The sequence below is a fragment of the Ruegeria sp. BI7 genome (assembly GCF_056537925.1).
This window is the reverse complement of record NZ_JBQFSK010000006.1, coordinates 20999-34768: the sequence shown is the minus strand read 5'-3', so window position 1 is coordinate 34768 and position 13770 is coordinate 20999. Positions and strand designations below refer to the sequence as shown.

Here is a 13770-nt window from a genome sequence, read left to right as displayed (position 1 = left end):
CTCCGGTTTGGAAAGGGTTCGGATAGTGATTGCGCGCACAACTGGGGCGGCAATTCGGGGAATAATGGTTGCACTGATGGTGCTAACCCCCGCGTTGTACTTGCCCGTATCGTCAACGAATGGCACCGAGATTGTCGTCTTTCTCGCCATTCTCGCATTCTTTCTGACGTTTGCTGAATATAACTCGGCCTTTCCCAGCTTTATCGAATTCCGCGACGCACCACCTGTGAACCGCCTGCGTTTTGTCGGGTTGATGTCGATGATCACTTTCCTGACGCTGATCTGCAAAAACGCCTATGCGCCCAGCGATCTGACCGGGCTTTTCTATGCGTTGGGGCTGGGCATCGCTAATGTTGTCGATTTCCCTTATTCGCCGGTTCGGCTGGTTGTGCTGGTGCTGCCCGCCGATGCCAACGCGCCGCTGATCGAATTGGTGCGTATCTCAGCCAGTGTGGCTTATGTTGCCGCGCTAGTGACCATTGCCAGCTTTGCCTATGCGGTGAAGATGCGCGGCTGGCCTACCGGCAACGGTGCGTTCAACGTCTGGACCAACCTGCCTCTGTTTGACCCGACCAAGGGCGGGGACGTCGTCACCCGCCTGCAACGGGACGGGCGCCTGAATATCTCGATCGGGGTGCTGCTGCCATTCCTGATTCCAGCGCTGATCAAGTTGCTGACCGACTTTGCCAACCCGATCTCGCTGAGCAATCCTCAGACCATGATCTGGACCATGAGCGCCTGGGCCTTCCTGCCCGCCTCAATGATCATGCGCGGCATGGCGACATTGCGCATCGCCAATCTGATCGTTGAAAAGCGCCGCGCCTATTCCACGGCTGAGTCCACACAGGCCGCATGATCCGCATTCTTCTTCTGTTGCTGTTGCCGGTAATGGCACAGGCAGAAACGCTGCGCATTGCCACCTTCAACACTGAACTTAACCGCGACGGGCCGGGTCTGTTGCTGCGCGATATCCGGCGTAGCGATCCGCAAGTACAGGCGGTGGTCGACGTACTGGTCGCAACCCGGCCGGATATTGTCAGCCTGCAAAGCATCGACTGGGATATGGACGGGCAGGCTTTGACTGCTTTGGTCGACCTGCTGCGGGCCGCGGGACTAGACTATCCCCATCATTTCGCCGCCCAGCCCAACGCGGGGCTTGAGACCGCTTTGGACCTGAACGGAGACGGGCGCACCCATGGTCCGGCAGACGCGCAGGGCTGGGGTCGTTTCACCGGTCAGGGTGGGCTTGCGGTTCTGTCACGGCACCCTATCCGCACCGACACTGTGCAGCAGTTTACGGATCTGCTGTGGCGCGACCTACCTGGCGCGCAATTGCCAGTGACGGAAGACGGCCCTTTCCCATCGGAACAGGCCCAGCGCATTCAGCGCCTGTCTGCCGTGGCCCATTGGATCGTACCGTTGGACACACCCATAGGTGCGCTGGATCTGATGACATTTCACGCGGCCCCACCAGTGTTTGACGGCCTCGAGGATCGCAACGGGTTGCGCAACCGCGACGAAATCCGCCTTTGGTCCGCAGTTCTGGACGGAGAATTGGGGCATAGGCCCCAAGGCCCCTTCGTGATCGCCGGAGATGCCAACCTAGACCCGACACGCGGCGATGGGCGGAAAGAGGCAATACAGGCGCTGCTGGCCGATCCGCGCTTGCAGGACCCACACGCAGATCAACCATTGGAGTCCCAGACTACTGTGGTCTGGAAGGCGGTGGGCGAAATGCGGGTGGATTACGTGCTGCCTTCGGCCGACCTGCAAGTTACCGCAGCGGGGGTGTTCTGGCCCAAACTGGGCACGCCTCTGCGCGTCGCCGCCGAACAGGCCAGCAGACACCGGTTGATCTGGGTCGACATTGCTGCGCCCAAGCGGCTTTCGCACTGATCCATTCATTTCACTTCTGTTATTGCCGCCAGGCTCGGATGGTGTATTCATTTCTGAATGGACAAATCTCTTACTCATGCCGACTGGTCTTTGATCCAAAGCTTTCTGGCCGTGGCTCAGACCGGCTCGCTTTCGGCAGCAGCGCGGCAATTGGACCGCAGCCAACCCACGCTGGGCCGCCAAATCCACGCGCTTGAGGATGAGTTGGGCGTGTCCTTGTTCGACCGGCATGCCCGCGGCCTGAAGCTCAGCGATGTTGGCGCGCAACTGCTGCCGATGGCGCAACAGATGCATTCGGCGATGACGTCATTCAGTCTGGCGGCGGCGGGTCAGGCACAGCAACTGGAGGGGACGGTGCGCATCACCGCCTCGGTCTTTGCATCGCATCATCTGCTGCCACCAATTCTGGCACAGATCCGGGCCCAGGAACCTGCCATTCAGTTGGAACTGGTGGCAACGGATACCATCGAAAACCTGCTGTATCGCGAGGCCGACATTGCCGTGCGCATGTATCGCCCGGAACAGATGGACCTGATCTCGCGCTATCTTGGGGATGTGCATCTGTGTTTTTGCGCGGCCCGCACTTATCTGGATCGCGCCGGGCGGCCAACACGCCCCGAAGAACTGTTCGACCACGATCTGGTAGGCTTTGACGCCAATGAACAGATCATCACTAAGATGCGCGCGCGAGGGTGGCCCGCCAGCAGGGACAGCTTCGCCACCCGCTGTGACCTGCAAAGCGCCTATTGGCAACTGGTCCGTGCGGGATGCGGAATCGGCTTTACCCAGATCGAAGTGGCAAAGGCTGATCCGGATGTCGAAATAATACCGCTGGATGTTGATGTTCAGACATTGCCAGTCTGGCTGGCCGCACCGCAGGCCATGCGTCAGACCCCGCGCATTCGCAGGGTCTGGGATTTGCTGGCGGACGGGTTGAAGGCCAGCCTTTAAAGCGCGCCGGTATAGGTGCCGCGCGGCGGGTAGTTGTTGCCCAGAGTGAATTTCAGACCGCCAACAATGTCGGACATGGCAGGTCGGGCAAAGGGCGTGGTCTGTTGCCACGCATAATAAAGCATTCGATTCGGGGCGATGAAGAAATGACCTGGTTCGGCGAACAGGTCAGGTTCGGCGCTGCCTTCGCGCGCGGTTGAGATGTTCAGCCCCCAATCATCCCGCGCCGCAGCCATTGGCAGGCTGTGCCCCACACGCAGCCGCGAAACACCGGCTTTCTCGGTCGTTTCCGCGGCGCGCTCAGCCGTGTCTGTGGTGATCATGATCACTTCGATACCAAGCTCGGCAAATTCATCCAACGCCGCTTCGACCTCGGTCATCTGCTTGATACAGATCGGGCAGTGCAGGCCGCGATATTGAATCACCAGCGTGCCGTTTTCGCCCTTGTTGGCATCCAGATCGAAACGTCCATGGCTCACGGTTTCAATTATCAGCTCTGGAACGGGGTTTCCCGGTATCAACATGTGTTTTCCTCGTGAATTGTCCGGATCGTCTCATTGACCCGATGCGGCGCAGACGCTAGGGCCTTTGCGACGAAACGCAAGGAGATCCTTCATGTCCAACCCCTCGCTCCTCATCCTGCCCGGAGACGGAATTGGCCCCGAAGTCATGGCCGAAGTGCGCAGAGTAATCGATTGGTTCGGCGAAAAGCGCGGCCTTCACTTTGACGTGAGCGAGGATCTGGTGGGCGGTGCGGCCTATGACGCGCACGGCAAGCCACTGTCGGACGAGACTATGGCCAAGGCACAAGAGGTCGACGCCGTTCTGCTGGGCGCTGTTGGTGGTCCGAAATACGACGATCTGGATTTCAGCCTCAAGCCCGAACGCGGGTTGCTGCGTCTGCGCAAGGAAATGGACCTGTATTCCAACCTGCGCCCTGCACAGTGCTTTGACGCGCTGGCCGATTTCTCGTCGCTGAAAAAGGACATCGTCGCCGGTCTGGATATCATGATCGTGCGCGAGCTGACCTCGGGCGTCTATTTCGGCGAACCCCGCGGAATCTTCGAAGAAGGCAATGAGCGCGTCGGCATCAACACCCAGCGCTATACCGAATCCGAGATCGAACGCGCCGCGCGCTCGGCCTTTGAACTGGCGATGCGCCGGAACAAAAAGGTCTGCTCGATGGAAAAGGCCAACGTGATGGAATCGGGCATCCTGTGGCGCGAGGTCGTGGACCGTGTGGCCAAGGAATACCCCGAGGTCGAGCTGTCGCACATGTATGCCGACAACGGCGCGATGCAGCTGGTGCGCGCACCCAAGCAATTTGACGTGATCCTGACCGACAACCTGTTCGGCGATATCCTGTCGGATTGTGCCGCGATGCTGACCGGCTCGCTGGGCATGCTGCCGTCGGCGTCCTTGGGCGCACCGATGGCCAATGGCCGCCCTAAGGCGATGTACGAACCGGTTCACGGCTCGGCCCCCGATATCACGGGTCAGGGCAAAGCCAACCCGATCGCCTGTATCCTCAGCTTCGCCATGGCACTGCGCTATAGCTTTGATCAGGGCGAAGAGGCGGATCGACTGGAGGCCGCGATCGAGAAGGTTCTGGCAGACGGTGTCCGCACCGGTGACTTGCTGGCCGATGAGGGCGTTCAACCAGTCTCGACCACCGAAATGGGTGACGCGATTCTGGCGGCGCTGGACAGCAGCCTCTGATCCGCTTTCACATCAGACAAATAAAAGGCGGTGCCACGCGCACCGCCTTTTTTATTGGTGCATCAGTTGCCGAAGATATTGTTCAGCAGATTGTTGATGGCATTTTCAAACCCACCCTGCCTGCGGCGTTGTCGCTGCGGCTGTGCTACCTGTTTAGGTGGATCCGGGGCCAGCATCGGCAGCGGTGTGGGTGTCATACCTTCGGTCACGCGCAGCATGGTTTCTTTCCAGATCTCTGCGGGCAGCCCACCCCCGGTCACTCCGGACAGGGGTGTGTTGTCGTCATAACCCATCCAGACACCGGCCACGTAATCCGCTGTAAATCCGATAAACCACGCATCCCGCGCCGCCTGCGTCGTGCCTGTCTTACCGGCCACCTGCCAGCCCGGCAGTTGCGCCCGTGCGCCGGTCCCCTCGGACACCACACGCTGCATCATCCAGGTCAGCTGCTTGGCGGCCTTGTCGTTGATCACCCGCTCACCAATGCCCGAACTGGTCACCATCACCGGCGTATCATCCTCCAGCAACTTCAACTCTGACAGGCCATAGGGTTCCACGGCCGAGCCGCCATTGAGGATACCGGCATAGGCACCGGTCATCTCGATTAGCGTGCTTTCCGACGCGCCCAGCGCCAAGGCCGGCCCCTGCGCCAGATCGCTGTCGATACCGAACTCACTGGCGACCGTGCGGACATTGTCCAGACCGGCAACTTCGGCCACTTTCACCGCCGGGATGTTCAGCGAATTCTTCAGTGCATCTGCCAGCGTAACCCGACCATAGAACTTGTGGGTATAGTTCTTGGGACACCACTGACCGGACCCTGGAATGTTGACGCAATAGGGCTCATCCACAACCGTATCCAGCGGTGAATAGCCCAGCTCCAAAGCAGTGGCATAGACAAACGGCTTGAAGGACGACCCGGTCTGTCGCAATGCCTGCGTGGCGCGGTTGAACGCACCCGAGACCCGCGTTTGGCGCCCGCCGACCATGGCGCGTACGGCGCCGTCTGCCGACATCACCACAATTGCGGCCTGCGCTTTGGACCCTTCGCGAACCTTCTCCTGAAAGATGTATTTCAGCGCTTCTTCTGCCGATTTCTGCAAGCGCTGGTCCAAGGTCGTCTTGATCACCACATCATCCGTGGTATCTGCCCCAAAGTAACTGGGCAGCTCGGTAATGACCCAATCGGCGAAATACCCGCCGGCCCGTGCTGCTGCGGCCTCGGACAGTTGTGCGGGGTTGCTGCGGGCACTGCTGGCTTGCGCGGTTGTCAGATAGCCCTGCGCCTCCATCAGCCCTAGCACCAGCCGCCCCCGATCCTGCGAGCGTTGCAGGTTGTTCGTGGGCGCATAACGCGTGGGGGCCACCAGCAGACCGGCCAGCATCGCCGCCTGCGCCGGGTTCACCTCGGCTGCAGAGATACCGAAATAGCGCTGGCTTGCGGCCTCGAACCCGCGGGCACCGGCACCAAGGAACGCGCGGTTGAGATAGATGGTCAGAATCTCATCCTTGGAATACTTGACCTCCATCGCAATCGCATAGACCGCTTCCTTGGCCTTGCGCCACAATGATCCCTGGCGACAGTCCGATTCATATGCTTTCTCGGATTCCCACTCGCTGGGCACGTAGGGCACGCCCAAGCACAACAGCTTTGCTGTCTGCTGCGTGATGGTTGATCCGCCATGGCCTGACAGCGGCCCACGCCCCTCGCTCAGGTTGATGCGCACAGCACTGGCCACACCTCGGGGGCTGACGCCGAAATGGCGATAGAACCGCTTATCCTCGGTGGCGACGACAGCGTTTTTGAGGTGCGGTGAAACAGTGCCCGCCGTGATCACCCCGCCGAACTGATCCCCGCGCCAAGCAAAGACCTTGCCGTTGCGGTCCAACAGCGTGACCGACCCCCGCGCCCGACCGTCCAGCAGTTCATTCACATCTGGCAGCGTGGTGTAGACAACTCCAACAGCCAGCGCCAACAGCATCGCAACCACCGCGCCGACACGCCAGGTTATGCCCCAGATCAACCGCCAGACCCACCGGAAGAAACGGCGGAAAATACCCCCACCACCGCCACCGGATTTCCGGCGCGTTTTCTTACGCGTGGTCTTGCGCGTCGTCGTTTTGCGCGCGGCCGCCTTCTTGCCCGCGGGTTTCGTGGTGCGCTTGGTCGTCGTCGGCTTGCGCCTTTTCGACGGGTATCTTTTATCCGCGACAAGCGGTGCCTTTCGGCGCCTGGACTCAGTCATGCTCAAACTCTGCCCGGTTATCGTTTTGAGGCACAATACAATGCCGCGCCGGTGAAGTAGAGGTCTGAAATTCCGGCAATCACCCTCTATAGCGTGCCTATTTATTACTCAATTGTTACTTTTTGTGCAAAAATTGTGCACTTCCCCACGCATTCACCCGGCGTCGTCCCTCCTTACCCGTTCCTTACTGCGGTCAGGCACGCTCTTTTTTCTGCAGGTGCAAACAGACCGGACCGCAGAGGGGACCAACGTGAAACTGATTATTGCGACAATCAAGCCGTTCAAGCTTGAAGAGGTGCGCGAGGCACTGACCGACGCAGGCCTGCAAGGCATGATGGTGACCGAGATCAAGGGCTTTGGCTCTCAATCTGGTCACACAGAAATCTATCGCGGCGCTGAATACGCAGTGAATTTCGTGCCCAAAATCAAGTTGGAGATTGTGGTGCCTGCCACGATGGCCGACCAGATCGTCGAAACCATCACCAAAACCGCCCGAACCGGCAAGATCGGCGACGGCAAGATTTTCGTCCTCGATGTCGAGCAGGCCCTGCGCGTGCGGACCGGGGAAATGAACGAAGAGGCGCTTTAAGTGCCCTCCATTCCAAAAATTCGAGGACTGACTATGAACCTGATGAAATCTCTCATCCCTGCCGCCGCGATTGTCGCGCTGCCGCAGATGGGTCTGGCGCAAGAGGCTGCCGTCGAAGGCGAGGCCGCGCTGCACACCCAGTATATCTTTACCACTCTGCTGTTCCTGATGGGCGGCTTCCTCGTTTTCTTCATGGCTGCTGGCTTTGCCATGCTAGAAGGCGGGCTGGTGCGTTCCAAGAACGTGGCCATGCAGATGATCAAGAATATGGCGTTGTTTTCGATTGCCGCGATCATGTACTGGCTGATCGGCTTCAACCTGATGTATCCGGGCGATGGCTGGTCCATCTCCGGCTGGCTTGGTCCGTTCTTCTCAACCACCGTGCTTGATCCCGTTGGCGTCGGCGCCGATGCAGCGGCTCTGGATTATGCCTCAATCGGTTCGGATTTCTTCTTCCAACTGGTCTTCGTTGCCGCAACCGCGTCGATCGTCTCGGGTGCCGTGGCCGAACGTATCAAGCTGTGGCCCTTCTTGGCCTTCGTTGTGGTGCTAACCGGTATCATGTACCCGATCACAGGCTCGTGGCAGTGGGGCGGCGGCTGGTTGTCCGAAGCCGGATTCTCGGACTTCGCTGGCTCGACCGTGGTGCATTCGGTCGGTGGCTGGGCGGCTCTGGCCGGGGCCATCATCCTGGGTCCGCGCATCGGCAAGTACAACAAAGACGGCAAGGTCCACCCGATCCCGGGTTCGAACCTGGCGCTGGCAACCTTGGGAACGTTCATCCTGTGGCTGGGCTGGTTCGGCTTCAACGGCGGCTCGCAATTGGCTATGGGCACCGTGGGGGATGTCTCGGACGTGTCGCGCATCTTTGCCAACACCAACATGGCCGCCGCTTCGGGGGCTGTCGCGGCGCTGATCATGACCCAGCTGTTGTACAAAAAGCCTGACCTGACCATGGTACTGAACGGCGCACTGGCCGGTTTGGTGTCGATCACGGCCGAGCCTCTGGCCCCGACCCTGTTCGGTGCGCTGTGGATCGGTGCCGTGGGCGGTATCATCGTGGTCTTTGCGGTTCCGATGCTGGACAAGTTCAAGATCGACGACGTGGTCGGTGCCATCCCGGTTCACCTGTTCTGCGGTATCTGGGGCACCATCGCCGTCATCTTCTACGGCGAGGCCACGCTGATCACACAATTGACCGGCATCATTGCCTACGGTGTCTTCACCTTTGTCGGAGCCCTGATCCTGTGGATGATCCTGAAAGCCACCGTCGGCATCCGCGTCAGCGAAGAGGACGAGATCAACGGCCTCGACATGGCGGAACTGGGTATGGAAGCGTATCCCGAGTTTTCAAAAGGCTAAGAGTCAACCACTCTCAAACAAAAAACCCGGGCGTTCGCGTCCGGGTTTTCATTTTTTAAAACTGCGGGATTTCAAACCCCGACGTCGACAATCGCCTTGGCCAGAATTGGCACCGTCGTTGCATTCAGACCGGCGATGTTCAGACGGCTGTCGCCGACCATGTAGATACCGTGATCGTCGCGCAGTTTCTCGACCAGTTCCGGAGCCGCACCCAGGCGCGAGAACATACCGCGGTGCTGAGCAATGAAACCAAAGCGGTCCGAGCCGCTCAGCCGCTGCAACTCATCCGACAGTTGCTGGCGCAGGCCCAGCATGGACAGGCGAACATCTTCGAGCTCGGCAGCCCAATCGGCGCGCAGGGCGTCGTCATTCAAGATGGTGGTCACCACGCGTGCACCGTGATCGGGCGGGAAGGAATAGTTCTGGCGGTTCAGGAAGGCCAGCGTAGCCTGATTCAAGTCTGTCTGCGCCGCATCATCACTGATCGCCATCAACAGGCCGGTACGTTCGCGGTAGATGCCGAAATTCTTCGAGCACGACGCCGCGATCAAGCAGCGCTTGACCGACGAGGCTACCAGACGGGCCGCCTGCGCGTCCGCCTCCAGACCGTCGCCAAAGCCCTGATAGGCAATGTCGATCATCGCTACCAGACCACGTTCGTTGATCAGGTTCACGACCTCTTGCCACTGCACCATGTTCAGGTTGGCGCCGGTCGGGTTGTGGCAGCAGCCGTGCAACAGCACCACGTCACCCGCCTTGGCCGTCTTGAGATCCTCGATCATGCCATCGAAGTCGACGCCACGGGTATCGCCGTCGAAATAGCGATAGGGGACCATCTCCATTCCCAGATAGTTCAGAATCGACAGGTGGTTCGGCCATGTCGGGTTCGACACGAAAAGGCGCGCCGATGGGTTAGCCATGCGGATCAATTCGAACGCCTGACGGCAGGCTCCGGTGCCGCCCGGGGTGGCCACGGCAGCGATGTTACCGCGTGGCACAGACGTGCCCAGGATCAGGCCGATCATCGCATCCGCATAAGCCGGGTCACCGGCCAGACCGGTATAGGCTTTGCTTTCCTGCTCTTCCAGAATGCGCTTTTCGGCGGCCTTCACCGCGCGCATCACCGGGGTCACGCCTTCGGCATTCTTGTAGACGCCGACGCCCAAATCGATCTTTTGATCACGCGGGTCTTCGCGGTACATCTGCACCAATGCCAGAATTTTGTCGGCAGGTTGCGGCTTGAGGTTCTCGAACATCAGTTCTCTCCGGTTGCGACGGGCAGGGTCGGGAAGGCACCCCATTCAGCCCAGGAGCCGTCATAAAGCGAATGATCTTTCTTGCCCAAGCGTTCCAACGCCAGGCTGAGGATGGCGGCGGTCACGCCCGACCCGCAGGATGTGATCGCGGGCTTTGACAGGTCCACACCTGCGGCTTCGAACACAGCGCGGCAATCGTCGGGCGATTTCATCGTACCATTCTTGTTCAGCAACAGGTCAAAAGGCACGTTGCGCGACCCCGGAATATGCCCCGACCGCAAACCTTCGCGCGGCTCAGCCGCAGTTCCGGCAAAGCGGGCGGCGGATCGGGCATCGATAATCTCATGATCGGCGAGTTTGGCTGCGGCCGATACCTGCGTCACATCCCGTACCAAATGGTTTTGCACTCGTACGGTCATATGGCGATCCCGAATGATCGGCGGCAGGTCTTCGATTTCTCGGCCCTCGGCCTGCCATTTCGGCAAGCCGCCATCTAAAACAGCGATGTTTTCCTGACCCATCAGCCGAAACAGCCACCAGACCCGCGCCGCAGACATCAACCCGGCACCGTCATAGACCACGACTTGATGTCCATCCCCCACACCCATCGCCCGCAAGCGCGACATGAATTTTTCGACCGGTGGTGCCATATGCGGCAAGTCCGAACGCTGATCGGAAATATCATCGATATCGAAGAACCGCGCGCCGGGAATATGGGCGGCATCATATTCCGCCTTAGCATCCCGCCCCTGTTGCGGCAGATACCACGACCCGTCCAGAATCCGTAAATCAGGATCCTTGATATGGGCGGCAAGCCATTCGGTGGAAACGAGTGTTTTCGGATCGTCCAGCATCAAAGCCTCCCCTAAGCGAGCTTGAGTTTTCCCTATACGCGCACGCATTCGGGTTCAAGACTGGATGGGGCCTAGCCCGCCTAACGCGCGCGTCTGAGACGGAAAAACTGAACGATCCCGATCATACTGATCAGAATCCAGAAGGATTCGATCAACATCGACGCCAGATTGAAATTCTGAAGCAGCGAATAGACGATCAGGATCGACCCGGCGAGGTTCAGCACCGGGAATGCCAAATCGTCCGAATTCATCATCCGCATCTGAGTGGCAAAATACGCAGCCACCACGACCAAAGCACCGATTGAGCCAATCGCGTCCGCCAGTGTTAGAGTTTCCAGAAAAGCGCCCATATCTTGCCTATTACTATGTGGGGTCAGGTTCAGCCGATCGCGGCCAGCGCATCCAATTGTGCATAATGGTGCATGTTCAAAAAAACAGCCCCTTGATCACCGGCGCGATAGCCATGCGGCAGGTCCGCCGCAAATCGCAGGCCCTGTCCCGCCTCAAGCGCCACCCACTCCCCATCACGCAAAATCTCAAGCGCGCCGTTCAGGACAAAGACCTCTTCCGTCACGCCAGTCGCGTGGGCGGCGGACTCGTGGCTTTGGTTCGGCGCAAGTTTCACATGAAATGTCTCGGCCCGTAAGGCGGGGTCAAAGGGAAAGACGATCTTAACTTCGATGCTGCCTGGAAAGGTCACCGTGCGAAACACGTCAGGCGTTGTCGTATCGCGCAGTGCCGCCGTGCCGATCAATGCGCTGAGGGGCAGTTGAAACCCTTTGGCAATCTTCCACAGCGTCGCGATGGTCGGGCTGGATTCGCCACGCTCGATCTGGCCCAGCATGGCTTTGCTGACGCCGGTCATCTCAGCCACCTTCGACAGGCTCAGCCCCGAGGCCGCCCGCACATCCCGCAGTTTCAGTGTAATATCGTCCGGTGCCATCTGATCGTCTTTCGAATCCTCTTGTGCGTTATAGCGCACATGTGGTACGTGCGCTATAACGCACACATCCCGCATATCGCAACCGGGGCAAAAGGGAAACAGCATCATGCCAATGTACCGATCCAGAACCTCCACCCATGGCCGCAACATGGCCGGTGCCCGCGGCCTGTGGCGCGCAACCGGTATGCAGGATGACGATTTCGGCAAACCGATCATCGCCATCGTCAACTCGTTCACCCAGTTCGTTCCCGGCCACGTGCACCTGAAGGATTTGGGCCAGATGGTCGCGCGTGAGGTTGAGGCCGCAGGCGGTGTCGCCAAGGAGTTCAACACCATTGCGGTGGATGACGGTATCGCCATGGGCCATGACGGAATGCTGTATTCGCTACCCTCGCGTGAGGTGATCGCGGATTCGGTGGAATACATGGTCAACGCGCATTGCGCCGATGCGATGGTCTGCATCTCGAACTGTGACAAGATCACCCCTGGCATGTTGATGGCCGCTATGCGCCTGAACATCCCGGCCATCTTCGTCTCGGGCGGTCCAATGGAAGCGGGCAAGATCGACATCGCTGATCTGGACGTCAAAAAGATCGACCTCGTCGACGCGATGGTTGCCGCCGCTGATGACAAATACACCGACGAACAGGTGCAGCATATCGAAGAAAATGCCTGCCCCACCTGCGGGTCATGCTCGGGCATGTTCACCGCCAACTCGATGAACTGCCTGGCCGAAGCGCTGGGTCTAGCGCTGCCGGGCAATGGTTCGACCCTGGCCACCCACGCTGATCGAAAAGATCTGTTTCTTGAAGCCGGTCGCCGCATCGTCGAGATCACAAAACGCCATTATGATCTGAACGAAAAAGGCTTCCTGCCGCGCGAGATCGCAACCTTTGAGGCGTTTGAAAACGCCATGAGCCTCGACATTGCCATGGGCGGATCGACCAACACGGTTCTTCACCTGCTGGCCATCGCGCATGAAGGCGAGGTGCATTTCACTATGTCCGACATGGACCGCCTTAGCCGCAAAGTCCCCTGCCTGTGCAAGGTGGCACCAAACACTGAAAACGTACACATGGAAGACGTTCACCGCGCCGGGGGTATCTTCTCGATCCTGGGTGAGCTTGGCCGAGCGGGGCTGCTGCACGAAGATTGCGCCACCGTGCATTCCGCCACGATGGGTGAGGCAATCGCGAATTGGGACATCAAGGTCGCCAACAACCCCAAGGCGCAAGAGCTGTTCAAGGCCGCCCCGGGGGGCGTGCGCACCACCCAAGCCTTCAGCCAATCGAACCGGTACAAGGATCTGGATATCGACCGCGAAGGCGGTGTAATCCGGTCGAAAGAGCATGCCTTCAGCCAGGATGGCGGTCTGGCGGTTTTGTTTGGCAATATCGCTCGGGACGGCTGTATCGTGAAAACTGCAGGCGTTGATCCCGCCAGCCTGACCTTCACCGGATCGGCCTATGTCTGCGAAAGTCAGGATCAGGCGGTCAATGACATTCTGACCGGCAAAGTCGAAGCGGGCGACGTCGTGGTGATCCGCTATGAAGGCCCGCGCGGCGGTCCGGGGATGCAGGAAATGCTGTATCCGACCTCGTATCTGAAATCCAAAGGTCTGGGCAAAGCCTGCGCCCTGCTGACTGATGGTCGGTTCTCGGGCGGTACATCCGGCCTTTCGATTGGCCACGTCTCACCCGAAGCCGCCGAGGGCGGTGAGATCGGACTGGTGCGCCCGGGCGACAAGATCGAGATCGACATCCCCAACCGCAGCATCCATCTGGCCGTATCAGACGAAGAACTTGCAGCACGGCGCGAAGAGCAGGACGAAAAGGGCTGGGTGCCGGCCGAGCCGCGCAAGCGCAAGGTGTCGACCGCGCTGAAGGCTTATGCCAAGTTGACAACCAGCGCGGCGAAAGGGGCGGTGCGTCAGGTCTGAATCGAATTGTAGCGT

13 protein-coding genes are annotated in these 13770 nt (G+C 59.5%); 7 read left to right on the top strand and 6 right to left on the bottom strand.

The features are described from left to right. The first annotated feature begins 25 nt into the window (after positions 1-25). Genes ACR0JB_RS14400 through ACR0JB_RS14390 form a run of 3 tightly spaced genes read left to right on the top strand, consistent with a single transcriptional unit; the run spans position 26 to position 2847 of the window. Positions 26-856 (top strand): hypothetical protein, encoded by an 831-nt coding sequence (locus ACR0JB_RS14400; RefSeq protein ID WP_170351855.1) that lies wholly within the window; start codon positions 26-28, stop codon positions 854-856. Then, positions 853-1896 (top strand): endonuclease/exonuclease/phosphatase family protein, encoded by a 1044-nt coding sequence (locus ACR0JB_RS14395; RefSeq protein ID WP_170399379.1) that lies wholly within the window; start codon positions 853-855, stop codon positions 1894-1896. The genes ACR0JB_RS14400 and ACR0JB_RS14395 overlap by 4 nt, the downstream gene beginning before the upstream one ends. Before the next feature lie 57 nt (positions 1897-1953). Next, a complete protein-coding gene (locus tag ACR0JB_RS14390; RefSeq protein WP_170361852.1) occupies positions 1954-2847 on the top strand; it encodes a LysR family transcriptional regulator in 894 nt (297 codons plus the stop codon). On the opposite strand, the gene ACR0JB_RS14385 is transcribed toward ACR0JB_RS14390, so the two are convergent. Then, entirely contained in the window at positions 2844-3371 is a 528-nt protein-coding gene (locus tag ACR0JB_RS14385; protein WP_480790013.1) for a redoxin domain-containing protein, read from the bottom strand. The genes ACR0JB_RS14390 and ACR0JB_RS14385 overlap by 4 nt on opposite strands. Positions 3372-3462: 91 nt before the next feature. On the opposite strand from ACR0JB_RS14385, the gene leuB reads away from it, so the two are divergent. Further along, positions 3463-4566 (top strand): 3-isopropylmalate dehydrogenase, encoded by a 1104-nt coding sequence (gene leuB / locus ACR0JB_RS14380; RefSeq protein ID WP_170361851.1) that lies wholly within the window; start codon positions 3463-3465, stop codon positions 4564-4566. Positions 4567-4628: 62 nt separating this feature from the next. Here leuB and ACR0JB_RS14375 read toward each other — a convergent pair whose 3' ends face one another. After that, entirely contained in the window at positions 4629-6812 is a 2184-nt protein-coding gene (locus ACR0JB_RS14375) for a transglycosylase domain-containing protein (RefSeq protein ID WP_170399375.1), read from the bottom strand. Positions 6813-7062: 250 nt separating this feature from the next. Between ACR0JB_RS14375 and ACR0JB_RS14370 the strand changes: the two genes are divergently transcribed. Next, positions 7063-7401: a P-II family nitrogen regulator gene (locus tag ACR0JB_RS14370; protein WP_170351849.1), complete on the top strand. Its 339-nt coding sequence runs from the start codon at positions 7063-7065 to the stop codon at positions 7399-7401. A 33-nt stretch (positions 7402-7434) separates the two neighbouring features. Next, positions 7435-8763 carry an ammonium transporter gene (locus ACR0JB_RS14365; protein ID WP_480790012.1) on the top strand — a complete coding sequence of 443 codons (1329 nt, stop codon included), beginning with the start codon at positions 7435-7437 and terminating at the stop codon, positions 8761-8763. Positions 8764-8834: 71 nt separating this feature from the next. Here the strand turns inward: ACR0JB_RS14365 and ACR0JB_RS14360 are convergent, their stop codons facing one another. The 4 genes from ACR0JB_RS14360 to ACR0JB_RS14345 form a co-directional block, all read right to left on the bottom strand. After that, positions 8835-10019 carry an amino acid aminotransferase gene (locus ACR0JB_RS14360; protein WP_170399361.1) on the bottom strand — a complete coding sequence of 395 codons (1185 nt, stop codon included), beginning with the start codon at positions 10017-10019 and terminating at the stop codon, positions 8835-8837. Then, positions 10019-10873, bottom strand: a complete 855-nt coding sequence (sseA, locus tag ACR0JB_RS14355) for a 3-mercaptopyruvate sulfurtransferase (RefSeq protein WP_170399356.1) — start codon at positions 10871-10873, stop codon at positions 10019-10021. The genes ACR0JB_RS14360 and sseA overlap by 1 nt, the downstream gene beginning before the upstream one ends. Before the next feature lie 80 nt (positions 10874-10953). After that, the gene (locus ACR0JB_RS14350) at positions 10954-11223 is read right to left on the bottom strand and encodes a CBU_0592 family membrane protein (protein WP_170351845.1); all 270 of its coding nucleotides are present in this window, start codon (positions 11221-11223) and stop codon (positions 10954-10956) included. 29 nt (positions 11224-11252) lie between these two features. Then, entirely contained in the window at positions 11253-11816 is a 564-nt protein-coding gene (locus ACR0JB_RS14345) for a helix-turn-helix domain-containing protein (protein WP_170399559.1), read from the bottom strand. A 106-nt stretch (positions 11817-11922) separates the two neighbouring features. Between ACR0JB_RS14345 and ilvD the strand changes: the two genes are divergently transcribed. Continuing rightward, the gene (gene ilvD, locus ACR0JB_RS14340; RefSeq protein ID WP_480790011.1) at positions 11923-13755 is read left to right on the top strand and encodes a dihydroxy-acid dehydratase; all 1833 of its coding nucleotides are present in this window, start codon (positions 11923-11925) and stop codon (positions 13753-13755) included. The last annotated feature ends 15 nt before the right edge of the window (positions 13756-13770 follow it).